Below are 22,113 nucleotides of genomic sequence, written 5' to 3'. Positions count from 1 at the left end.
CCCGCAATGCGACCGGGCATCATCGACGGCAAGAGAGGAGACTTGCCATGGCAACCGTGCTCGAGCGTTCAGCGTTCCGCTTCGATCCCTATTCCCCGGCCATCGATGCCGACCCCTTCCCCGCTTACAAGACCCTGCGTGATGAATACCCGTGCTTCTGGTCGGAAGAGGCGGGAAAATGGGTGCTGTCGCGCTATTCCGATGTGCTTGGCGCCTTGCAGGACTGGCGCACATACTCCTCGGCCAAGGGCAATCTAGTCGACGAGTTTCCGGGCCGTGCGGGATCGACGCTCGGGTCAAGCGATCCGCCGCGGCACGATCGGTTGCGGGCGCTGATCCAGTCGGCGGTGACGAAGCGGGCGCTTGAACACATCGTCGAACCGGCCCGGGCTGCTGCGCGGGCGCATCTGGCCGAGATTGCGGACAATCCCGTGTTCGATCTGGTTGGGGACTACACCTCGAAGCTGACGGTGGACCTGCTGTTCTATCTGTTTGCCCTGCCGGAAGAGAACGCTGATCTGGTGCGCCACAATGCGGTGCTGATGGTCCAGACCGATCCGGTGACGCGGCAGAAGAGCCCCGAACACCTCGCAGCGTTCCACTGGATGGCGGATTACGCCGAGAAGCTCGTTCAGTCGCGCAAGGCCAATCCGGGAGACGACCTGCTTTCAAACTTCATCACTGCCGAAATCGATGGCGAGAAGCTGCTCGACAAGGAAGTACAGCTGACGGTCACGACGCTGATCATGGCGGGCATCGAGAGCCTTTCGGGGTTCATGGCAATGTTCGGGCTGAACCTTGCCGATCATCCCGAGGCGCGGCGTGCGGTGGTGGCCGATCCTTCGCTCATCCCCGATGCCATCGAGGAATCGCTGCGGTTCAACACTTCGGCACAGCGCTTCAAGCGCACGCTGACGCGGGACGTGGAACTGCATGGGCAACTGATGAAGGCGGGCGATGCGGTGATCCTCGCCTATGGCTCGGCCAATCGCGACGAGCGGATGTTCGAGAACCCGGACGTCTATGACATCACCCGCAGGGCGAAGCGGCATCTGGGCTTCGGCGGGGGCGTCCACGCGTGCTTGGGCTCAGCGATCGGCCGACTGGCAACGCAGATAGCCTTTGAGGAACTGCTGAAGGTGGTGCCCGAGTTCAGTCGCGTCGACGAGACGCTGGACTGGGTTTCGTCGTCAAACTTCCGCAGCCCGAAGGTGCTGAGGCTCGCCAAAGGCGAATGAGGGAGCGCAGGGCTCAGCAGGTGGCGGGTCATGCACGGCTCGTCGCAAGGGAGCCCTGCGCCACTTGCAGGTATGATGCAGGGCATACAATTTGAGGCCCAATGGACGATAACCGGGGTCTCGCATAATGGTTCCTGATCGGCGCCAATTTTTGGGCGCCATGGTTGCAACGCTGGGTAGCTTGGCCGTTTCCGGTCAACCTGCGCTGGCGGTCACGCCTCCCAAAGAACTGGAAGTCTCGCCTTTCGCAAAGCCGACGCCGCCGGTGCTGGTGCAGCGCGCAATTGCGGCGCTGGATGCGCACGGGGCGCATATCCGCCATCGCGACCTCGTAGGGCTGGTCGATTTTGGCAAGGCTTCGCGGGAATCGCGCTTCCATCTTGTCGACATCGAAGCGGGCAAGGTTGTTTCCTCGCACCTCGTCTCGCACGGCAGCGGATCTGATCCGGCGAACAGCGGGTGGGTGCAGCGGTTTTCGAATGCCTATGGCTCCAACGCTTCGAGCCCTGGCGCCTTCCTGACGGGCGTGACGTATTACGGCAAGCATGGTCGTTCGCGCCGCTTGATCGGCCTGGAAGACGCTAACAGCGCCGCGCTGGAGCGCGGGATCGTGATCCATGCGGCGAGCTATGTCAGCGAGGACATGGCTGCTACGCAGGGACGCATCGGGCGCAGCCAGGGCTGCTTTGCATTCTCGAACAGCGATATCGATGGCGTGCTCGAACGCCTCGGCGAAGGGCGCCTGCTCTACGCGGTGAAGTGACGATCAGTTTAATGCGGCACGCGCCGCTTCGACTAGAGCACTTCCCTCATCGACAAGATCGGGACGCTCCCGCGCGGCGACGAGGCCGAGGGTGCGGCGGAAGTCATACTCTGCTAACGGCACGGCCACCACACCCTCGCGCACCAGCGATTGCGGGGCAGTTGTCACGCCCATCCCTGCCCTGACCATCTCGATGCAGCGGTCGTCGTTGGAAGAGCGCAGGAAGAACGGTGGACGCACACCGCGCTGGGTGAACCAGCGACTGGTCTCGCCCAGGATCTCGCAGGAGCGGCGAGCGATCATCGTCTCGGCAGCCACATCGCGGGCATCGAGCAGCGCGGCTCCGGCAAGCGCGTGGCCTTCGGGCATGAGCAGACGGTAGCCTTCCTCCATAAGAGCCAGCGACGGCCGGTCGGTGTCTTCGGGGCGCAAGATGGTGATAATCACATCGACTTGTCCTTCCCCCAGCTTTCGGCGCAGTTCCGCATCGGTGCCTTCGGACAGCATCAACGGTTGCGGACCGGTAAAGCCGCGAACCATGCCCGAGATCATGTGGGTGGCCACCGAGGGCAACATGCCAAGACGCAACGGACTGAGCGGAACCGGCGCATCGGCAAAGACGGCTTCGGCGGCACGAAATTCACGCTCTATGGCGCGGGCGTGGGTAACGAGCCGCGCGCCTGCTTCGGTCAGGCGGACCTGCCGCTTGTCGCGCATGAACAGGCGCGTTCCGGCGAGGCGTTCGAGTTCGGCAATGGCAGAGGACAGGGTCGGCTGCGCAACACCAAGGCGCTCCGCCGCGCGGGTGAAATTGCCGGTTTCGACAAGGGCAAGGAACTGGCGGAGGTGCGCGCGCTTCATCATAGGTAAAATCTATCGCAAAGCTCAGGATAAATCAATTTTGAGCAATGGTTCGGTGATGGTATCCTTCGCGGTGATAAAGTTTGAAGAGGATGCCCGAGATGCGCGCCACGCCCGATTTCGACTTCGGCCTGACCGAAAGCGCCCTGATGATCCGCGAGGCTGCGGGTCGCTTTGCCGATGAGCAGATCGCTCCACTTGCCGCCGAAATCGATCGCAACGACCGTTTCCCGCGCGAGTTGTGGGAGCCGATGGGCGCGCTTGGTCTCCATGGCATCACCGTTGAGGAAGAGTTCGGCGGGCTTGGTCTCGGTTATCTCGATCACGTCATAGCGGTCGAGGAAGTCAGCCGCGCTTCGGGCTCCGTCGGCCTATCCTATGGCGCGCACTCAAATCTTTGCGTCAACCAGATCCGCCGCTGGGGCAACGACGAGCAGAAGGCGAAGTACCTGCCCAAGTTGATCTCGGGCGAGCACGTCGGCAGTCTTGCCATGTCGGAAGCCGGCGCAGGGTCGGACGTGGTCTCGATGAAGTTGCGCGCAGAGCCGGTAGCAGGCGGGTTCCGGCTGAACGGCACCAAGTTCTGGATCACCAATGGCACTTATGCCGATACGCTGGTGGTCTATGCCAAGACATCACCCGAGGCGGGAAGCCGCGGCATCACCGCTTTCCTGATCGAGAAGGACATGCCCGGCTTCTCGATCGGCCAGAAGATCGACAAGATGGGCCTGCGCGGCTCGCCCACCTGCGAACTGGTTTTCGACGACTGCTTCGTGCCGGAAGAGAACGTGATGGGCCCGCTTCACGGCGGCGTGGGCGTGCTGATGAGCGGGCTGGATTACGAGCGCGTCGTGCTGGCGGGCATGCAGATCGGCATCATGCAGGCCTGCCTCGATACCGTCATCCCCTATGTTCGCGAGCGCAAGCAGTTCGGCCAGCCCATCGGCACGTTCCAACTGATGCAGGCCAAGGTGGCGGACATGTACGTCGCGATCCAGTCGGCGCGAGCATACGTCTATGCCGTGGCCAAGGCTTGCGATGCAGGCCAAACCACACGCTTCGATGCGGCAGGCGCGATCCTGCTGGCGAGCGAGAATGCGTTCCGCGTTTCCGGCGAGGCCGTGCAGGCGCTGGGCGGCGCGGGCTACACCAAGGACTGGCCAGTGGAACGTTATCTGCGCGATGCCAAGTTGCTGGACATCGGCGCCGGGACCAACGAGATTCGCAGGATGCTGATCGGCCGCGAACTGATCGGAGCGCGCTGATGTCCGCCCCGGTCCTATCAAGCAACATCGATCTCAGTTCCGAACAGGCGCAGGTGCGCGCAGCACACAACCGTGCATTGGCGCAGGAACTGCGCGAGCGGGTGGCCAAAGCTGCGCTTGGCGGTGACGCGCGCAGCCGGGAACGGCATGTCTCGCGGGGCAAGCTGCTCCCGCGTGACCGGGTGGAGCGGCTGCTCGATCCGGGCTCTCCCTTTCTCGAAATCGGCCAGCTTGCGGCGGGCGGCATGTATGGCGACGAAGTGCCGGGCGCAGGCATTATCACCGGCGTGGGCCGCGTCTCTGGCCGTCAGTGCATGGTCTTTGCCAACGATGCCACGGTCAAGGGCGGCACCTACTTCCCGATGACGGTGAAGAAGCATCTGCGCGCGCAGGAGATAGCGCAGGAGAACCGGCTGCCTTGCATCTACCTTGTCGACAGCGGCGGGGCGAACCTGCCCAATCAGGCCGAAGTGTTTCCCGACCGAGATCACTTCGGGCGGTTCTTCTACAACCAGGCGAACATGAGTGCGCGGGGAATTCCGCAGATCGCCAGCGTGATGGGATCGTGCACGGCGGGCGGAGCCTACGTTCCGGCGATGTCGGATGAATCCGTCATTGTGCGTGAACAGGGCACGATCTTCCTTGCCGGTCCGCCGCTGGTGAAGGCAGCGACTGGCGAGGAAATCAGCGCAGAGGCATTGGGCGGTGGCGATCTTCACGCGCGCAAATCGGGCGTTGTCGATCATCTGGCCGACAATGACGAGCATGCGCTGACCATCGTGCGTGACATCGTCTCGCATATCGGCCCTGCAAGCGATGCAGGTGCTTCGCGGCGTGAAGCGGTGCCTCCCAAATACGACCCGGAAGAACTCTATTCCATCATTCCAGAAGATGTCCGCGCACCCTACGATGTCCATGAAGTGATTGCCCGGATTGTAGACGGCAGCGAGTTCCACGAATTCAAGGCGCTCTATGGCACCACGCTGGTCTGCGGATTTGCCCATATCCACGGGCTTCCCGTGGCGATCCTTGCCAACAACGGCGTGCTGTTCTCCGAAAGCGCGCAGAAGGGTGCGCATTTCATCGAACTGGCCTGCCAGCGCAAGATTCCGCTGCTGTTCCTGCAGAACATTTCGGGCTTCATGGTGGGCGGCAAGTACGAGGCCGAGGGCATCGCCAAGCATGGCGCCAAGCTGGTGACGGCAGTGGCGACGGCGCAGGTGCCGAAGATTACCGTGCTGATCGGCGGCAGCTTCGGCGCGGGCAACTATGGCATGTGCGGGCGGGCCTATCAGCCGCGTTTCCTGTTCACCTGGCCCAATGCGCGCATTTCCGTAATGGGTGGCGAGCAGGCGGCAAGTGTACTGGCGACGGTTCACCGCGATGCCGAGAAGTGGACGCCGGAAGAGGCGGAAGCTTTCAAGGCCCCGATCCGCCAGAAATACGAGGACGAGGGCAATCCATACTACGCCACCGCAAGGCTGTGGGACGACGGCGTGATCGATCCGGTGCAGACGAGGGATGTGCTGGGTCTGGCGCTGGAGGTTTGTCTCGAGGCGCCGATAGCGGAGGCACCCCGGTTCGGGGTGTTCCGGATGTGATGAAGGAGAGCACAATGATCCAGTCCCTCCTCATCGCCAATCGCGGCGAGATCGCCTGCCGGATAATCCGCACCGCCCGCCGCCTGGGTATCCGGACCATAGCGGTCTATTCAGATGCCGACGCAAAGGCGCTGCATGTGCGCTCGGCCGATGAAGCGGTACACATCGGGCCTGCCGCGGCTCGCGAGAGCTACCTTGTCGGTGAGAGGATCATCGCCGCCGCCAAGGCAACTGGCGCCGAAGCGATCCATCCCGGATACGGTTTTCTGTCGGAGAATGCCGAATTTGCGCAGGCAGTGCTGGATGCAGGGCTTGTCTGGGTAGGCCCGAAACCTGCCTCGATCACCGCGATGGGGCTGAAGGATGCGGCCAAGGCGCGGATGATTGCGGCGGGTGTGCCGGTGACGCCAGGCTACCTGGGCGAGGATCAGTCGCCTGAGCGCTTGCAGGCCGAGGCCGATGCGATTGGCTATCCGGTGCTGATCAAGGCTGTGGCTGGCGGTGGCGGCAAAGGGATGCGGCGGGTGGAAAGCTCTGCCGACTTTGCGGAAAGCCTGGCGTCATGCCGTCGTGAGGCGGCGTCCTCGTTCGGCGATGATCGGGTGCTGATCGAGAAGTACATCCTCTCGCCCCGGCACATCGAGGTGCAGGTGTTTGGCGACAGCCACGGCGACGTCGTGCATCTGTTCGAGCGTGATTGCTCGTTGCAGCGGCGGCATCAGAAGGTGATCGAGGAGGCCCCTGCCCCTGGCATGGACGCAGCCACGCGCGAGGCGGTTTGTGCCGCCGCGGTGCGCGCGGCCAAGGCGGTCGATTACGAAGGCGCGGGCACCATCGAATTCATCGCAGACGGGTCGGAAGGCCTGCGCGCAGATCGCATCTGGTTCATGGAGATGAACACGCGCCTGCAGGTCGAGCATCCGGTAACCGAGGAAATCACCGGGGTCGATCTGGTGGAATGGCAGTTGCGGGTGGCAAGCGGTGAGCCGCTCCCCAAGCGGCAGGACGAGCTGAGCATCAACGGCTGGGCGATGGAAGCGCGGCTCTATGCAGAGGATGCGACCAGGGGCTTTCTCCCGAGCATAGGACGCGTCGAAGATTTCACCTTCCCGCATTACCGCGCCCGGATCGATACCGGCGTTGAAGCGGGGGCAGAGATCACGCCGTTCTACGATCCGATGATTGCCAAGGTCATCGTCCATCGCGATACGCGTTCAGAAGCGATTGCGGGCTTGCGCGAGACGCTTGAGGAAGGCGTGGTAGGCCCCCTGATCACGAACAGTGGGTTCCTGTGGCGATTGCTCGGCCATGCGGCGTTTGAGGCGGGAGTGGTGGATACCGGCCTGATCGAACGCGACCTGGAAACGCTGACGACAAGGCCTGAACCTTCGACCGAAGCGCTGGGCCTTGCCGCAATGCGACTTGCAGGAACGCCCGGCCTGACGCCTTGGAGCAGCCAGAGCGGCTTGCGCATGAATGCTCCGGCGCGGCGGACGATGCGCCTTTCGGACCAGTTCGGGCGAACTTTTGCTGTGGACCTGCCGCAGGAACCGGCAATCGACTACTGGCCCGGCGAAGATGTTACGGGCATCGACGAGGGCGGCGAGAGATTCCTTGTCAGGTTGGCCCGTGCCGAAGGGGGTGCCGGTGGATCGGCAACGGACGGTGCGATCCTTTCGCCGATGCCCGGCAAGGTCATTTCGGTAGATGTCTCCGCCGGGCAGTCCGTAACCAAGGGCCAGAAGCTGATGGTCCTCGAAGCAATGAAGATGGAGCATGCGCTGACCGCACCATTTGATGGCGTGGTGGCAGAACTGAACGCCGTGGCTGGTGCACAGGTTCAGGTCGAGGCGGTGCTGGCGCAGATCGAGAAGGCAGAAGGCTGATGGCGGGCAAGTTCTTCGACGAATGGCAAGTGGGCGACACGATCGAACACGAGATCCGCCGTACCGTCACCGAGACCGACAATTTGTTGTTCTCCGTCATGACCCACAACCCGCAACCGCTGCACATCGATGCCGAATCGGCCAAGGCTAGCGAGTTCGGCCAGATCCTGGTCAACGGTACTTTCACTTTCGCACTAATGGTTGGCCTGTCGGTCGGGGACACGACCCTTGGCACGCTGGTCGCCAATCTGGGATACGACAAGCTGGTTATGCCTGCCCCCGTGTTTATCGGCGACACGATGCATGCCAAGAGCGAAGTTGTTGATTTGCGGACAAGTAAGTCACGGCCTGATGCCGGGATCGTCACTTTCAAACACGAGCTTGTTAATCAGCGAAATGAAGTGGTTTGCCATTGCCTGCGGTCCGCCTTGCTTAGAAAACGGCCAAAATCTGCGGTTTGGTAAAGTCATTTTGGAATAAATTTTCATGATAAATATCGATTTAATTAAGAACATTTCATTTCGGTAAACCCGAGTGTCCCCAATTGTCATTGAGGGCAGCACCACTCGGGACCGATTGATGCTGACTTTCTAGGGACAACCTTCGGGGGTTTTCAAAATGATTGACGGGATGAAGTGGCTTTTTGCCGCAGGGCTTTCTGCGTGCGTAATTCTGCCAGCTACTGCCAATGCGGGAACGCGTGCCAGTCCTCCGCCGGCTGCAACTAGCACCCCCAGCAAGGGTAATCCTGCACCGGGGCCGAAGAACGGCTTTCCCGCCAGCCCGGGGCTTGAAATCGCCAAGATAAAAGCGAATGACAACGCAGCGTTCAAGCGCAAGAGCGCCGGGACCTGAAACTTTCAAGAGACTTGCAGCATCGCCCCGTCAGTCAGCCTGACGGGGCGTTTTCGCATCCGGGCAACGCGTGAGCCGCTCGCGCAAGGCGTCAAGCACCCAAGTACGCGCCGGACCGATCGGGCAATCGCGCCGCCACACTGCATGGAAGCGATAGGCCATACCAGGCGCCTCGGGCAAGATAAGGCGCTTTAGCCGCCCGGTGGCGAGGTCCGTCGCGATCAGGTGGCGCGGCATGTTGCCCCAGCCGATACCTTCACGCATCAGGGCATGGCGCGCACCGAGGTCTCCCAGACGCCATGTGCTCGCGGCAAAGACTGAAAAGTCGCGTCCCTGCGTCAATTGCGAACGATCGGTCAGCACAAGCTGCCGGTGCTTGCGCGCCTCTCCGGGCGGGATTACGTCCATCCGCGCGAGTGGATGATCCGGGGCGGCGACCGGGATCAGTTCCACTTCACCAATTGCCTCTCGTTCGAGATCGGGGATCGCGACCAGTTCCGGCCCGGCAATGCCCAATTCCGCCCGCCCATCGACTACCATCGCGGCGATTGTACCCAGTGCTTCGACATAGAGGCGCAGTAGAACCGTGGGGTAGAGCAACTGGAACTCGCGAAGCACTTCGGCAACGAGGTGCGTCGGGAACATTACGTCAATGGCAAGCCCTAATTCAGCCTCGAGGCCTTGGTTGAAGTTGCGCACGCCCGCGATCAGCGCATCGACATTGTCGGCAACGGCGCGCGCCTGTGCCAGCATCGCTTTGCCGGCAGGTGTCAAGACAGGCTTCTTCGACCCTTCCCGATCGAACAATGTCACGCCTAGCTGGGTTTCAAGCGTGACGATCCCGTAGCTTACCACAGAAATTGCCCGGCCCAGTTTGCGCGCAGCGGCGTTGAAGCTGCCTTCGTCGACCACGGCGAGGAACAGGCGAAGCTGGTCGAGGGTTGGCTGTCCGACGTCCATCGACGGGCCTTTCAAGTATTTCGAATGTCCTGATTGAATTTATCGGGATATTCCGAACGAACTGCAAGGCCTATCTCCACCTCAACAGGACGGACCAGACACCGCCCGTTTGGAGAAATCGCCATGACCCAGACCGCTACCACCACCGCTACCAAAGCTCACATCGAACTGCGCCCGTTCGACACGCTCGGTGCCGCCAATCACGGCTGGCTCGATGCCCACCACCACTTCTCGTTCGGCGGATACCATGATCCTGCGCGCGTCCACTGGGGTGCTCTGCGCGTTTGGAACGACGATCGCATCGCTCCCAAAAGCGGCTTCCCGACCCACCCGCACAGCGACATGGAGATCATCACCTATGTCACGCAGGGCGCGATCACCCATCGCGACAACCTGGGCAACGAAGGCCGCACCGAAGCTGGCGATGTGCAGGTGATGTCGGCCGGAACCGGCATCGCGCATTCGGAATTCAATCTGGAGTCGCAGGAAACCCGGCTGTTCCAGATCTGGATCATCCCCGATCGTCGCGGTCACGCGCCGAGCTGGGGTGCTCGCCCCTTCCCCAAGGACAGCCGTGAGGGCAAGTTCGTACCGCTCGCTTCGGGTATCGCAGATGACAGCGACGTGCTGACCATCAATGCAAATGCCCGCGTTCTTGGTGCAACGGTCAAGGCAGGTGAAACGGTTCGCTACGAATTGACCGAGGACCGCCATGCCTATCTCGTCCCCGCCAAGGGCAAGATCCGCATCGGCGATGTCGAAGCAAATGCCCGCGATGGTGTGGCGATCACCGGTGTAACCGAGATCGTCATCACCGCACTCGAGGACGCCGAGCTCGTGCTCGTTGACGCGGCCTGACCGTGACCGAACTTTTCCCGCACATTTCCCAATCCAGACTTCTGCAAAGGACCGATCCCATGACCACCGTATCCCTTGATGCGCCTCGCGCCTCCTCGACAACTTCAGATCTGCTGGCAGTGACCGGCCGGGTGCTGCTTGCCGCAATCTTCGTGCTGAGCGGGGTTTCAAAGCTCGCTGATCCCGCCGGCACAATCGCCTACATCAGCAGTGCAGGCCTGCCCGCCCCGAGCGTCGCATATGGCATTGCGGTGATCGTCGAACTCGTCGGCGGCCTGCTCCTGATCGCAGGGTTCCGCACCCGGATCGTCGCATCGGCCATCGCGCTGTTCAGCCTTGCCGCAGCGGTTGGCTTCCACGCAAACCTCGCCGACCAGAACCAGTTCATCCACTTCTTCAAGAACGTGGCGCTGGCTGGTGGCCTTCTGCAGGTTGCCGCATTCGGATCGGGCCGCTTCGGCTTCGACCGCCGCTGATACCCCCCGCGGGCCGGAGTGCAGTTGCCTTGGGCAGTTGTGCTTCGGCCCCGCCCCATTATCTCTCCGACATCTCTCCAAGGAGTATCCCATGACCCGTACCGCCTCCCCCCGCGTCCTGCCGATCATCGTCGACCGCTGGAGCCCGCGCGCATTCGATGGATCGGCCGTTCCCCAGTCTGATCTCGAGGTGATCTTCGAAGCGGCTGGCCTTGCTGCCAGCGCATACAACTACCAGCCGTGGCGCTTTGCCTATGCGCACAAGGGCGATGCCAACTTCGACAAGTTCCTTTCGGCGCTGGTGGAGTTCAACCAGAGCTGGGCCAAGGACGCAGGCGTGCTGGTCTATGCCATCTCGGACGAGTTCATGCGTAGCGACCGCGGCGATAACCCGAACCACAGCCACAGCTTCGATACCGGTGCGGCTTGGGCAAATGCTGCCTTGCAGGCTCTGCACCTTGGCTATCATACCCACGGCATGACCGGCGTGGATTTCGCCAAGGCCGCCGAAGTGCTGAACTTGCCCGAAGGTTACCGAGTGGAAATGGCCTTCGTGATCGGCAAGCAGGGCGACAAGTCGCAACTTCCCGACATGCTGCGCGAGCGCGAAGTCGTAAGTGACCGCAAGCCGGTGAGTGAGATCGCGTTTGCAGGGCCATTCACGGCATAACGCACAAGTGGCGCCGCCCGCGCGATTTCGCTAGGGCGGCGCCATGCTTCGTATCAATGAACTGAAACTGCCTCTCGATCACGCCGCCGAAGACCTTCCGGCGGCGATTTGCGCACGCCTGGGCATCGAGCCTTCTGATCTCGAACGCTTCCAGATTTTCCGTCGCGGCAACGACGCGCGCAAGAAGCACGCTATCCTGCTGACCTACGTGGTCGATTGCGTGTTGGCGAACGAGGCTGAAGTTCTGGCGCGCTTTGCCGACGACCAGAACGTGAAGCCCACGCCCGATACATCCTACAAGTTTCCGGTCATGGCACCCGAAGGTTGGGACGGCGAACGCCCTGTCGTAATCGGCGCCGGCCCCTGCGGTCTGCTGGCGGCGCTGATCCTCGCGCAAATGGGCCTCAAGCCGATCATCATTGAACGCGGCAAGGCGGTTCGCGAACGGACCAAGGATACCTGGGGTCTGTGGCGGCGCTCGGTGCTGGAGCCGGAATCGAACGTGCAGTTCGGCGAAGGCGGAGCCGGAACTTTTTCCGATGGCAAACTCTATAGCCGCATCAAGGACCCCCGCCACCTCGGACGCAAGGTGCTGGTAGAGTTCGTGAAAGCCGGAGCGCCTGACGACATCCTGACCGAAGCCCACCCCCACATCGGCACGTTCCGCCTTGTCACCATGGTCATGTCCATGCGCGAGACGATCGAGAGCCTTGGCGGCGAGTACCGCTTCCAGACCCGCGTCGAGGATTTCGAGATCGAGACCGCCGCGGATGGCGAGCGTCGGATTGCCGGGCTGCATTTGTCGGACGGTTCGTTCCTGCCCGCGCGGCACGTGATCATGGCGGTCGGCCATTCCGCGCGCGACACGTTTCAGGTTCTGTTTGACCGGGGCGTTCACATTGAAGCCAAGCCCTTTGCCATTGGCGTGCGCATCGAGCATCCGCAGAGCTGGATCGACACGGCACGCTACGGGCCGAGCGCTGGCAACAAGATCCTTGGCCCTGCCGCCTATTCGATCTCGCACAAGTGCAGCAACGGCCGCACGGTCTATTCCTTCTGCATGTGCCCGGGCGGGCGCGTGGTTGCCGCGACAAGCGAGGAAGGCCGCGTCGTTACAAACGGCATGAGCCAGTATTCACGTGCAGAGTTCAACGCAAACTCGGGCCTTGTCGTCGATATCGACCCGAACCGCGATTATCCGGGCGGGCCGATGGCGGGCATGGCGTTCCAGCGTCACTGGGAAAGCCTGGCCTTCGAGGCTGGCGGACGCAACTACATGGCGCCGGGGCAGAAGCTCGGCGACTTCCTTGCGGACCAGCCATCGAGCGAATTCGGCGACGTGGTCCCCAGCTACAAGCCGGGCGTCCACCTCACCGAGCTGAAGAAATGCCTGCCCGACTATGTGATCGAATCCATCCGCGAAGCGCTGCCGGTGTTCGGTCGCATGGTGCCGGGATACGATCACCCAGACGTGGTGATGACCGGCGTCGAGACCCGCACATCCTCACCGGTGCGGATCACACGCGGCAGGGATTGCCAGAGCCTCAACACGCGCGGCTTGTACCCGGCGGGCGAAGGCGCGGGCTATGCCGGCGGCATCCTTTCCGCGGCCGTTGACGGAATCAAGGTGGCCGAAGCACTCGCCGCCGAAGTGCTGAAGTGAGCGCGACGAGCTACGACGCCATCATCCTCGGCGCAGGCGCAGCCGGGCTGATGGCCGCTTTGACTGCCGGGCAGCGGGGACGCCGGGTCCTGCTGGTCGACCATGCCGGCGAGCCGGGAAAGAAGATCCTGATCTCGGGCGGCGGACGCTGCAACTTTACCAACATCCACACGGCAGCAGATCGCTATATCTCGGAAAACCCGCACTTTGCGCGGTCGGCGCTGGCGCGATACACGCCTGCCGATTTCCTCGAACTGGTGAACCGCCACAGTATCGCGTGGCATGAAAAGACGCTGGGGCAGCTGTTCTGCGACGGCTCTGCGCGCCAGATCGTCGAGATGCTGATGGCCGAGTGCCGGGACGGCGGCGTGAGCTTCGCATTCGGCGATCCGGTCAGTGGAGTCGAGCATGCCGACGGGCGGTACCGCGTAATGATCGACGGGCGCGAGCACCAAGCTCCTTCGCTCGTCCTGGCCACGGGAGGCCTGTCCATTCCCAAGATGGGCGCCACGGGCTTCGCCTTGGACATCGCGCGCAAGTTCGGCCTGTCCGTTGTCCAGACCCGCCCTGCCCTCGTTCCCTTCACCTTGGGTGAGGATGAAGCGCTGTTTCGCTCACTCTCCGGAGTTTCGGCCGACGTTATCGCGCGCTGGGGCAAGACAGCCTTCCGCGAGGCTGCACTGTTTACGCACAAGGGACTTTCCGGCCCGGCCATGTTGCAAATCTCGTCTTACTGGCAACATCGCACGCCGATCGAGGTGAATTTCCTGCCCGATGCCGGAACCGACTGGCTGATCGAGGAGAAGCAAGCGCGTCCGCGATCAGCGTTTCGCACCGCAATCGCCCGCCGCCTGCCCGAGAGGCTGGCGGAAACGCTGGTCGAAAGGCTCGGACTCGACGGTGAACTTTCCACGCTGCGTGATGGCGCGCTGCGCAATGCGCAAGAAAAGCTGGCGCGCTGGCCGTTCCACCCGAACGGCACCGAAGGCTACGCCAAGGCCGAGGTGACCGCCGGGGGCATCTCCACGCGGGTCTTGTCCCAAAAGACTATGGAAGCAGGCAAGGTCCCCGGTCTCCACGCTATCGGTGAGGCGGTGGACGTCACGGGATGGCTCGGTGGCTACAATTTCCAGTGGGCCTGGGCGAGTGGCCGCGCCGCTGGCGAGGCGATCTGAAAGCCCCAGTTACGGCTCTATCAGATCAAGATACGCCACGACATCGTTGTCCGTCGCGATGAAAAGGCCATCCTGCACAGGTTCAGGCTGTTCGGCGGCAATCTGCAAGGCCCGGTACAGGGGGCCATAGAACAGCGTCTCCGCCGATCCGCCGTCGGGGCCATCGGCCAGATGGTACAGCCGAACGCTCACCTCATCGTGTGTGGTACGCATGCCGTTGCCTTGGCACGCCCATTACGCCTTGTCATCCCTGCAGTCTCGGGCCCGGCAAGGACTGCCGGGGATTGAGCAGATCACCACGATACTCCGCCATTCATGGAATTTTAATCGACCGATTCGTTGATCGATAAGCGCTTGCAAGACAATGTGAGCCGCACGACAGGGCTTGCATGAGCGTTCTGATAGAACGTGAGCAGCGCAGGCAGGGGACATCGGTTATATGCATGAGCAGATGGAGGGCGGGGCAACGTCTGCAGCCAGTCTGGCAATCTGTCGATTGCGGACCGGTGCATCTGGTGCGGTCGGATCCCAGCGAAAATGAACGCGCTTCGCCTCAAGTTCTGGGTGGCTCTGGCAATCGTGGTCTTTTCGATCGCGGTGCCGGGAATCATTGCCAGCCATGCTGTCAAAGTCGTGCGCGCGGAGCACGACCGTTCCGAGGCATCGTCCCAGTCGCTCAGTTCCTTCCAGCGCCTTGCCGTGCTGGGCTACACTTTGCAGCAAGAACGGTACGTCAATCCGGAAGAGTTTGCGAAGGACCGCCAACTGTACATCGACGGCGTGCGTTCGCATGTCGTCAACGCGGAAAGGTACATCAACGCGGAGATCAAGATCCTCGGCGAGACGCCTTTACGCCGCAAGATGCGGGCACAGGCCATCGAGGAGGAAGTCCAACAGCGAGAGGTGCTGCACAAGATCGGCGCAAGCCTTGAGCGATCGCTGAGCGGGAACAAGCCTGAGACCCTGTGGGAAGACCTCGTATTCGAGGCAATCAAGGTCGAAGAGCGCGAAGCGAAGGAGTATCGCCGCAGCTCGGTCGAGGCCATTCAGGGCGTTATCGACACACTGACCATGACGATGTCAGTCGTGGCGATCTGCGGCATGCTCGCGGTGTTCTGGGGGCAACGCCAGATCATTCGACCTCTCGGCAATCTCTGGCGCGGAACGCAGGCGCTGGCCGCTGGAGACTATCATCAGCCTTTGCCGGTCGTGGGGACCACCGAGTTCCGCACGATCGCCGAGAGTTTCAACACCATGGCTGCACGCGTCGCTGAAGCGACGGCCAGTTTGCGTCAGACGAACGAGGGACTGGAACGTGCTGTCGCCCGACGCACCGCAGAGCTTGCAGCAACCAACCGCTCGCTCGAACGCGCCAACCGCCTGCGCCAGCAATTCCTGGCAGATGCCAGCCACGAACTGCGCACGCCGCTTTCGATAATGCGGTCGGAGGCGGAAATCACCCTCCGCGATGGCGACGCCCAGAACGAGGACCTCCGGGCCGGTCTCGACCGTGTCGTGCGCCTGTCCGAGCTGATGGGCGAAATGATCGACGACATGCTGCATCTCGCCCGTGCCGAAGAGCCCATGTTGCAGACAAGCATCGAGCCGGTCGACGCAGTTGCAGCCGTGCGCCAGTCAATTGACGATTTCCACCGTGTGATCGAGTCCGATGGCGGCAGCATCCTACTGGTCAAGGCACCCCCATCGCTGATCGTCGAAGGCGATGAAATGCGCCTGAAGCAGGTGATGCGCATCGTCGTCGACAACGCGGTGTGCTATTCTACCGCACCGCCGAAGGTCGACGTCTCGGTTGAAGCCGAGGATGGGCAAGCCCTGATCATCATCACCGATCATGGCGACGGGATACCGAGCGAGGATATCCCGTTCCTGTTCCAGCGGTTCCGCCGCGGGAGCAAGCAGACCGGTAGTGGTCAAGGCCTGGGTCTGTCCATCGCCCGATCCATCACCGAGGCCATGGGCGGTACCATCAGCCTTACGAGCAAGATCAACGTCGGGACGATCGTCACGATCCGACTTCCTCTCATGCCGGCCACTGCGATGGCTGACGGAAAAAACACATGAAAATACTGCTCATCGAAGACGAAGTCGAACTGGCGGCCACGCTGCATCGCGGTCTCACGCAAGAAGGTTGCAAGGTCACCTTGGCCACTGATGGCGCAACCGGGCTGGAGCTTGCCAAGGGGATGGCATTCGACTTCATCCTGCTAGACGTGAATTTGCCCGACATGTCGGGGTTTGATGTCTGCGCCGAGATCCGTGCGTCTAGCGTGTCGACACCGGTCATCATGGTCACGGCGCGTGAAGAAGTCGCCGATCGGATTCGGGGTTTGAAAGGTGGCGCCGATGATTATCTGCCCAAGCCCTTCGCGTTTGAGGAACTGCTAGCGCGAATGGACGCCGTAAAACGCCGGATGAGCCGCCCGCAAGCAAGCGCGGTTCAGGCCGATGGCTCCCTAACCGTGGGGGACCTGCATTTCGATCCCCGAACGATGACACTGATGCGCAGCGGCGTACCCGTGCAACTCACGGTCAAGGAAATGGGCGTTCTGCGCCTTCTTATGGAATCGCCGGGGACGGTCATCTCGCGCACGGAGATCCTGCGCGCCGTGTGGGGCATCGAGGACGATCCCTTGACCAACATCGTCGAGGTCTACCTCAGCCGCCTGCGTCGCAAGCTCCATGCATTGGGGCCCCCGGTTGTGGAGAACGTGCGAGGTTTCGGCTACCGCCTCAGCGCCTGAGACCGATGGTTTGGCCAGTTCCTGCGGCATTCGCAGCGACACCCGGCTGATCGCGACCTTCAAGAGCACTTTTTCGGTGGCCACCGGAACTGGACCGTAGGTCTGGTTCGATTGGCAAAGCGCAGTTCTATGCGGACGGCCGCATAGAACTGCCGGCTTCTAGCCAGCGACGAGCCTTCATCCCGGGTTCTCGCACGGAAAGAAGATGTCGGTACCGAAGTCAGACGGTGTGCGGGAAGCATCATCAAAGTGTGGCCGACTGGCGGCTTCCCGGTTGGATCTCAGGAGTGGGAAGATTGCCACTTACCTGTTCCCCGCCGCGCCACAGGTTTCGCCATTCTTGATCTTCTCATGGGCCAGCGCTTCTGTGACGTTCCCCTGTGAGAAGAACTTTCTGAGCCCTTCGCGCGCTTCCTCGCTACGGAAGGATTCCCGCCACATTTCATGTTCGAAGCGCAGCGCTTCTGCTTTTGGCAGGTCCATGCCCACATCGATCACCCGCTTGAGCAGGCCCTGCGAACGGCAAGCGGCATCGGCGAAAGGCTTGGCGAACTCGATTGCACGGTCCAGCGCGGTACCAGGCTCAACGACCTCCTCGATGAGGCCAATTCGCAGTGCCTCCTCCGCGTCGATCTCAATTCCGCTCAACATGATGCGCTTCGCCTGCGCATTTCCCACGAGGCGCGGCAGACGATACGGCCCACCGCCGATTGTCGACATCCCTAACGTAACTTCCGGTGACGCAAAAAGTGCTCCGCGCGAAGCGATGCGATAGTCAGCACACAGCGTAAGCTCGAGTCCACCGCCGAAGGCTACGCCTTCAATCGCGCAGACCACCATCCGCGGAATCGCGGCAACGGCTTCGAACACTGCGTGATACTTGTCACCCAGCTGAGAGACATAGGCGTCTGCCGACGTTTCCTCGACCACCGCCTCGATCTCTCTGGGCGCGATGTCGGTCCGGCCAGTGAACCGCAGCCGTCGGATCTCCGAGAACTCCCCGCCCCAGGCGAACACATCGGATGATCCGGTCAGCACGACAGCTGCCGGCGGATGGGCGGCAAACGACTCTGCAAGAGTCTGCAGCGCGATGAATACAGGCGTAGTCAGCGCGTTGACCGGCGGGTTGTCGATGGCGACAACTGCAATGCCGTCCGGTCGCCGATCCACCTTGATCATGGTGCGTCAGGCCAACGGCGCATCGGCGAACATCAGCGCCGTCGATTCCAGTGCTGTCGCTGGCACGGAGAAATTGTTGCGGTCGGTGATCGCGGAGAAATTGTCGCGGATGTCTTCGATGCTGTGGCCAGGCTGCTTCCAGCCCTGCGTAAGACCCGTGAAGATTTCGCTGACATGACCCATCCCCGAGCTGAACACGCGCCCTGTGGGTTCGCAATCCGGATGCGAAAGATAGGCGACCAATGGCGCAACATACTCTGGACGAGCGGTGTTGGCGTACCAGTTGTTGAATGCCTCATTATCCGAGAACCCGGAGAACAACCGTGACATGGCCAGCGGACAGATCGCGTTGATCTTGATGCCGTGGGGTTCCCCGTCGATGGCAAGACACCGCAGAAGACCAATCACGCCGCCCTTGGCAGCGCCATACGTGGAACTGCCCGGTATCCCAAAAACCCCGCCCGCCGACGAGGTAAGGACAATACGCCCGGCATCAGACTTGAGCAAGTGAGGCCATGCTGCACCGACCAGCAATCCCACGCCCGACACCATGAGGCTGAGCTGCTTGTCGAACAGTTCCTGGTGCAGTTTGTCAGGCGTACAATCGTAAGCGATTGTTCCCGCGTTGCTTACGAGGATATCAACACCACCGAACGCCGAAACCGCATGGCCGACAAGCGCCTGGACCCCTGCCTCGGTAGAAACGTCGTTGTAGTCTGCCTCGGCAATGCCCCCTTCGGCGCGGATGGCTTCGACCACCTCGGCTGCGGGACTATCAGAAGGGTCGGATCCGTCGATCGCAGCACCCAGATCATTGACGACGACCTTCGCGCCACGCCTTCCGAACAGCAGCGCATGCTCCCGCCCCAGACTACGCCCCGCGCCAGTGACTATCACCACCCTGCCATCAAAGCGCATGTCCATAAGCCAACTCCCAAAATCATCTGTCGCCTGCCATTGGTCTGCTCTTGGTCGGGCGCCCTACGATGTCTATGAGGCACTCTGATCAGTGGCAACTGAAGGGCATCGTCTCATCGCACTCACGATCAACTGCAAATCGCCCAGTCCTCGCGGATCGCGCGTCTGAAGATGAGCGCAATCCTGTTCGGATACTGACGAGACCAGCGAGCGATCGCCATGACACTATTCAGTGCGAACTGCCGTTGGCATCTCACAGAAGGGATGCTGATCCGGGAGACCCGCTGACGCACGGGTTGGTCTCCCATACGGTCCGCGACGACCTGCGAAATGGAAAAGTGGAACCACAGTGCGAGCTGCGCAAGCACCCCAGCAAGCCGAACTCGCTTGCTGAGAAGCAGTCAGGATTGTTGGGTATAGAGACTGGCCAGTGGCGCAAACCTCTGCTTTTGCTGATCTTCTGGAAAGATGTGGAAGACGAAAGAAGCTTCCAGCGAATGTCTTTGGTAGCGGAGGAGGGACTCGAACCCCCGACACGCGGATTATGATTCCGCTGCTCTAACCAGCTGAGCTACTCCGCCCCAAGCTGCAGACCGAAAGTCCGCTTGGCAGGCCGCGCTCCTAGCTTCGGCTGCCGGTGCGGTCAACCGGGTAAGCCGCATTTTTTGCATGGTTTGCGCTGTGGGCTCAAAGCCCCGGTCGAATCCGTATCAACCAGCCCCAATGATCGGGACGCGGCCCGGCCTATCCGAACTTGCCTTCAGCGAAACCGCAAGGTCGCAACAAGGCAGCGCCTCAACCTTCAACCATACCTTCGCGACGGCGGTCTCGCCATGCCCTGACCATCGGCATGAACGGGAAAACCCACTGTTCGTAAATCGACAGCCGCCTGCGGTCATCCTGCCCCACTTCGGAAGCTTCGCCATCCTTGTAGGTTCCGAAGATACGGTCGCACAGGATCAGCGAGTTGCCATAGTTGCAGCGCGTGTCCTCATAGGGGACCGAATGGTGCAGACTGTGGTGGCGGATCGTGGTGAAGAAGTACGAATAGAACTTCGGCGGGTCTGACCGCACGTTGGCATGGGCAAAGGTCGAGATCACGCCCGTCGCCCCGAACGCCCCCATGATCGCGGCTTGCGACACGTCGAACATCACCACGATGCTCAGGCTGATCAGCACCAGTTCGATCGGATTGCCCACCGCGCCTTTCATCGCATTAAGCTGGGTGATGTGGTGGTGCGGCGCGTGGGTCAGCCAGAACGGCGTCGAATTGTGCATCAGGCGGTGCATCCAGTACTGCCCGAACTCGTAGACGAACAGAACCAGCGCCACTTGCGCCAGGAACGGCATCTCGCCCGCCCACGGCGTCGCAATCCCGGCAGCCTTCTTGAAGGCCATCAGCGGAGCCTCGCCAACCATCTGCGAAACCTTCGAGATCAGCGTGGCGTTCAGCACCATGTAGAACAGGTCAGTGAAGAACTCGCGCCGGTTCATTCTCCAGCCTTCGTGGCGTTCGAACACCAGTTCGAGTCCCAGCACCCATGTCGTGACCAGCGCGGTCATGATGATCGCGGTCCAAGTGCTTTCGACCCACGCCTTTGGCGCAAGTCCCCAGAAGGAAACGACAATCGCCAGCGTGACCGGCGGCAGCATATCGACTGCGAACTTCCTGACGTTCATGACGATGCTCGCTAAAGCCCCATAGCCTGATTGTTGTAACGCACTTGGCACGAAGCAGCCACGACGACCGCTACGTCAATCGACGTATCCGCAGATTGAGGCGGGCAGGTATTACCAACGCAGCTGTTCGTAATACCACCGACCACCGGTCCCAGGGCAGCGACAACGCTCACTCCACGAAGGGGAATGGCTGGTGCTTCATGCTTTCACGGCGCGCTTCGGTGCCCATCTCGGCAAGGTCGGGAAATCCGCACTGATCGCGGCAACACTGGCTCTCGCGTCGTGCTCGGGTGGTGAGAAAGTCGCCGAGAAGCGCACCGAATTCAGCATCGGCTGGTCGATCTACGCAGGGTGGATGCCGTGGCCCTATGCGCAGCAGGCCGGCATCGTGAAAAAGTGGGCCGACAAGTACCACATCAAGATCAACGTCGTGCAGGTCAACGATTACGTCGAATCGGTGAACCAGTACACGGCAGGCAAGTTCGATGGCGTGACCGTCGCCAACATGGACGCTCTCACCATCCCCGCCGCCGGCGGCAAGGATACCAGCGCGATAATCATCGGCGACTATTCCAACGGCAACGATGGCATCCTGCTTAAAGGTGCCAACAGCCTTGCCGCGATCAAGGGCCGCCAGGTCTATCTCTCCGAACTCTCGGTCTCGCACTACCTGCTCGCCCGCGCACTCGGAAACAACGGCATGTCGTTGACCGACGTGAAGACGATCAACACCTCGGACGCCGACATTGTCGCCGCCTTCGCCTCGCCCGAGGCCACCGCCGCTGTCGCCTGGAACCCGCAGCTTTCAGTGATGGGCGCGCAACCCGGTGTCTCATCGGTCTTCACCTCGGCCAACATCCCCGGCGAGATCCTCGACCTGCTGGTCGTCGATACTGCCACGCTCAAGGCCAACCCCGATCTTGGCAAGGCGCTGGCGGGCATCTGGTACGACACGATGAAAGTGATGACCGCGCAAGACGAGCAGGGCAAGCAAGCCCGCGCCGCGATGGCCAAGCTCGCCGGCACCACGCCTGACGTCTTCGAAACCCAGATCAAGACAACCTTCCTCTATGCGCAGGCCAAGGACGCTGTCGCCGCCACGCAGGACCCCAAGCTTATCGAGACGATGACCCGCGTGCGCGATTTCAGCTTCTCGAAGGGCCTCTTTCCCGGGGCCTCCTCTGCCGATGCTGTCGGCATGGCATTCCCCGGTGACAAGACGCTCGGCGATCCTGCTCATGTCACCCTGCGCTTCGACGACAGCTTCATGAAGCTCGCCGCCGACGGAAAGCTCTGATCTCCT

The 22,113-nt window shown here is 61.7% G+C and carries 20 protein-coding genes and 1 tRNA gene; 14 read left to right on the top strand and 7 right to left on the bottom strand.

Annotated features, from left to right (window positions below):
* The first annotated feature begins 47 nt into the window (after positions 1-47).
* Positions 48-1,238: a cytochrome P450 gene (locus tag IQ25_RS19230; protein WP_144907904.1), complete on the top strand. Its 1,191-nt coding sequence runs from the start codon at positions 48-50 to the stop codon at positions 1,236-1,238.
* 181 nt (positions 1,239-1,419) lie between these two features.
* Positions 1,420-2,001: a murein L,D-transpeptidase catalytic domain family protein gene (locus IQ25_RS19225; protein WP_246415540.1), complete on the top strand. Its 582-nt coding sequence runs from the start codon at positions 1,420-1,422 to the stop codon at positions 1,999-2,001.
* A 3-nt stretch (positions 2,002-2,004) separates the two neighbouring features.
* Here IQ25_RS19225 and IQ25_RS19220 read toward each other — a convergent pair whose 3' ends face one another.
* A complete protein-coding gene (locus tag IQ25_RS19220) occupies positions 2,005-2,862 on the bottom strand; it encodes a LysR family transcriptional regulator (RefSeq protein WP_158637802.1) in 858 nt (285 codons plus the stop codon).
* Between the two features lie 101 nt (positions 2,863-2,963).
* Here IQ25_RS19220 and IQ25_RS19215 point away from each other — a divergent pair, with 101 nt between their 5' ends.
* Genes IQ25_RS19215 through IQ25_RS19200 form a run of 4 tightly spaced genes read left to right on the top strand, consistent with a single transcriptional unit; the run spans position 2,964 to position 8,078 of the window.
* Complete coding sequence (locus tag IQ25_RS19215; protein WP_118074717.1) at positions 2,964-4,127, top strand: isovaleryl-CoA dehydrogenase; 1,164 nt, start codon at positions 2,964-2,966, stop codon at positions 4,125-4,127.
* Positions 4,127-5,728 carry a carboxyl transferase domain-containing protein gene (locus IQ25_RS19210; RefSeq protein ID WP_144907901.1) on the top strand — a complete coding sequence of 534 codons (1,602 nt, stop codon included), beginning with the start codon at positions 4,127-4,129 and terminating at the stop codon, positions 5,726-5,728. The genes IQ25_RS19215 and IQ25_RS19210 overlap by 1 nt, the downstream gene beginning before the upstream one ends.
* A gap of 14 nt (positions 5,729-5,742) precedes the next feature.
* Positions 5,743-7,614, top strand: a complete 1,872-nt coding sequence (locus tag IQ25_RS19205; RefSeq protein ID WP_144907900.1) for an acetyl/propionyl/methylcrotonyl-CoA carboxylase subunit alpha — start codon at positions 5,743-5,745, stop codon at positions 7,612-7,614.
* The gene (locus IQ25_RS19200; RefSeq protein ID WP_144907899.1) at positions 7,614-8,078 is read left to right on the top strand and encodes a MaoC family dehydratase; all 465 of its coding nucleotides are present in this window, start codon (positions 7,614-7,616) and stop codon (positions 8,076-8,078) included. The genes IQ25_RS19205 and IQ25_RS19200 overlap by 1 nt, the downstream gene beginning before the upstream one ends.
* 421 nt (positions 8,079-8,499) lie before the next feature.
* On the opposite strand, the gene IQ25_RS19195 is transcribed toward IQ25_RS19200, so the two are convergent.
* On the bottom strand, positions 8,500-9,429 hold the full coding sequence (locus tag IQ25_RS19195; protein WP_144907898.1) for a LysR family transcriptional regulator: 930 nt from the start codon (positions 9,427-9,429) through the stop codon (positions 8,500-8,502).
* Between the two features lie 123 nt (positions 9,430-9,552).
* On the opposite strand from IQ25_RS19195, the gene IQ25_RS19190 reads away from it, so the two are divergent.
* The 5 genes from IQ25_RS19190 (at position 9,553) to IQ25_RS19170 (ending at position 14,271) form a co-directional block, all read left to right on the top strand.
* Positions 9,553-10,287: a pirin family protein gene (locus IQ25_RS19190; RefSeq protein WP_144907897.1), complete on the top strand. Its 735-nt coding sequence runs from the start codon at positions 9,553-9,555 to the stop codon at positions 10,285-10,287.
* A 59-nt stretch (positions 10,288-10,346) separates the two neighbouring features.
* Positions 10,347-10,763: a DoxX family protein gene (locus IQ25_RS19185; protein ID WP_144907896.1), complete on the top strand. Its 417-nt coding sequence runs from the start codon at positions 10,347-10,349 to the stop codon at positions 10,761-10,763.
* 91 nt (positions 10,764-10,854) lie between these two features.
* On the top strand, positions 10,855-11,433 hold the full coding sequence (locus IQ25_RS19180) for a nitroreductase family protein (protein ID WP_144907895.1): 579 nt from the start codon (positions 10,855-10,857) through the stop codon (positions 11,431-11,433).
* 43 nt (positions 11,434-11,476) lie between these two features.
* Positions 11,477-13,096: an NAD(P)/FAD-dependent oxidoreductase gene (locus IQ25_RS19175; protein WP_144907894.1), complete on the top strand. Its 1,620-nt coding sequence runs from the start codon at positions 11,477-11,479 to the stop codon at positions 13,094-13,096.
* Entirely contained in the window at positions 13,093-14,271 is a 1,179-nt protein-coding gene (locus IQ25_RS19170; RefSeq protein WP_144907893.1) for a BaiN/RdsA family NAD(P)/FAD-dependent oxidoreductase, read from the top strand. Before IQ25_RS19175 ends, IQ25_RS19170 begins: the two co-directional genes overlap by 4 nt.
* 9 nt (positions 14,272-14,280) lie before the next feature.
* Here the strand turns inward: IQ25_RS19170 and IQ25_RS19165 are convergent, their stop codons facing one another.
* On the bottom strand, positions 14,281-14,484 hold the full coding sequence (locus IQ25_RS19165; RefSeq protein WP_144907892.1) for a hypothetical protein: 204 nt from the start codon (positions 14,482-14,484) through the stop codon (positions 14,281-14,283).
* A gap of 324 nt (positions 14,485-14,808) precedes the next feature.
* Here IQ25_RS19165 and IQ25_RS19160 point away from each other — a divergent pair, with 324 nt between their 5' ends.
* Together IQ25_RS19160 and IQ25_RS19155 are read left to right on the top strand one after the other, a co-directional pair.
* A complete protein-coding gene (locus IQ25_RS19160; RefSeq protein ID WP_144907891.1) occupies positions 14,809-16,353 on the top strand; it encodes a sensor histidine kinase in 1,545 nt (514 codons plus the stop codon).
* Positions 16,350-17,033 carry a response regulator transcription factor gene (locus tag IQ25_RS19155; protein ID WP_144907890.1) on the top strand — a complete coding sequence of 228 codons (684 nt, stop codon included), beginning with the start codon at positions 16,350-16,352 and terminating at the stop codon, positions 17,031-17,033. The genes IQ25_RS19160 and IQ25_RS19155 overlap by 4 nt, the downstream gene beginning before the upstream one ends.
* A gap of 303 nt (positions 17,034-17,336) precedes the next feature.
* On the opposite strand, the gene IQ25_RS19150 is transcribed toward IQ25_RS19155, so the two are convergent.
* The 4 genes from IQ25_RS19150 to IQ25_RS19135 all read right to left on the bottom strand — a co-directional run bounded on the left by IQ25_RS19150 (position 17,337) and on the right by IQ25_RS19135 (position 20,810).
* A complete protein-coding gene (locus IQ25_RS19150; RefSeq protein WP_144907889.1) occupies positions 17,337-18,212 on the bottom strand; it encodes an enoyl-CoA hydratase/isomerase family protein in 876 nt (291 codons plus the stop codon).
* 6 nt (positions 18,213-18,218) lie between these two features.
* Positions 18,219-19,136 (bottom strand): SDR family NAD(P)-dependent oxidoreductase, encoded by a 918-nt coding sequence (locus IQ25_RS19145; protein WP_144907888.1) that lies wholly within the window; start codon positions 19,134-19,136, stop codon positions 18,219-18,221.
* A 498-nt stretch (positions 19,137-19,634) separates the two neighbouring features.
* Positions 19,635-19,711 (bottom strand) — tRNA-Met (locus IQ25_RS19140).
* A 214-nt stretch (positions 19,712-19,925) separates the two neighbouring features.
* A complete protein-coding gene (locus IQ25_RS19135) occupies positions 19,926-20,810 on the bottom strand; it encodes a sterol desaturase family protein (protein WP_144907887.1) in 885 nt (294 codons plus the stop codon).
* 193 nt (positions 20,811-21,003) lie between these two features.
* Here IQ25_RS19135 and IQ25_RS19130 point away from each other — a divergent pair, with 193 nt between their 5' ends.
* Positions 21,004-22,107: a putative urea ABC transporter substrate-binding protein gene (locus tag IQ25_RS19130; RefSeq protein ID WP_220094565.1), complete on the top strand. Its 1,104-nt coding sequence runs from the start codon at positions 21,004-21,006 to the stop codon at positions 22,105-22,107.
* Positions 22,108-22,113: the final 6 nt, after the last annotated feature.

This window comes from Novosphingobium taihuense (assembly GCF_007830315.1).
Taxonomy (GTDB): Bacteria; Pseudomonadota; Alphaproteobacteria; order Sphingomonadales; family Sphingomonadaceae; genus Novosphingobium; species Novosphingobium taihuense.
Note: the sequence above shows the minus strand (reverse complement) of the source record. Positions and strands in the feature narration are given on the sequence as shown.

Bases quoted from the DNA above. Each gene is read 5' to 3' on its own strand.
- IQ25_RS19165 (WP_144907892.1), bottom strand. From the start codon at position 14,484: ATGCGTACCACACACGATGAGGTGAGCGTTCGGCTGTACCATCTGGCC.
- IQ25_RS19230 (WP_144907904.1), top strand. From the start codon at position 48: ATGGCAACCGTGCTCGAGCGTTCAGCGTTCCGCTTCGATCCCTATTCC.
- IQ25_RS19190 (WP_144907897.1), top strand. From the start codon at position 9,553: ATGACCCAGACCGCTACCACCACCGCTACCAAAGCTCACATCGAACTG.
- IQ25_RS19215 (WP_118074717.1), top strand. From the start codon at position 2,964: ATGCGCGCCACGCCCGATTTCGACTTCGGCCTGACCGAAAGCGCCCTG.
- IQ25_RS19205 (WP_144907900.1), top strand. From the start codon at position 5,743: ATGATCCAGTCCCTCCTCATCGCCAATCGCGGCGAGATCGCCTGCCGG.
- IQ25_RS19150 (WP_144907889.1), bottom strand. From the start codon at position 18,212: ATGATCAAGGTGGATCGGCGACCGGACGGCATTGCAGTTGTCGCCATC.
- IQ25_RS19145 (WP_144907888.1), bottom strand. From the start codon at position 19,136: ATGGACATGCGCTTTGATGGCAGGGTGGTGATAGTCACTGGCGCGGGG.
- IQ25_RS19185 (WP_144907896.1), top strand. From the start codon at position 10,347: ATGACCACCGTATCCCTTGATGCGCCTCGCGCCTCCTCGACAACTTCA.
- IQ25_RS19135 (WP_144907887.1), bottom strand. From the start codon at position 20,810: ATGAACGTCAGGAAGTTCGCAGTCGATATGCTGCCGCCGGTCACGCTG.
- IQ25_RS19160 (WP_144907891.1), top strand. From the start codon at position 14,809: ATGAACGCGCTTCGCCTCAAGTTCTGGGTGGCTCTGGCAATCGTGGTC.
- IQ25_RS19195 (WP_144907898.1), bottom strand. From the start codon at position 9,429: ATGGACGTCGGACAGCCAACCCTCGACCAGCTTCGCCTGTTCCTCGCC.
- IQ25_RS19210 (WP_144907901.1), top strand. From the start codon at position 4,127: ATGTCCGCCCCGGTCCTATCAAGCAACATCGATCTCAGTTCCGAACAG.
- IQ25_RS19220 (WP_158637802.1), bottom strand. From the start codon at position 2,862: ATGAAGCGCGCGCACCTCCGCCAGTTCCTTGCCCTTGTCGAAACCGGC.
- IQ25_RS19200 (WP_144907899.1), top strand. From the start codon at position 7,614: ATGGCGGGCAAGTTCTTCGACGAATGGCAAGTGGGCGACACGATCGAA.
- IQ25_RS19175 (WP_144907894.1), top strand. From the start codon at position 11,477: ATGCTTCGTATCAATGAACTGAAACTGCCTCTCGATCACGCCGCCGAA.
- IQ25_RS19155 (WP_144907890.1), top strand. From the start codon at position 16,350: ATGAAAATACTGCTCATCGAAGACGAAGTCGAACTGGCGGCCACGCTG.
- IQ25_RS19180 (WP_144907895.1), top strand. From the start codon at position 10,855: ATGACCCGTACCGCCTCCCCCCGCGTCCTGCCGATCATCGTCGACCGC.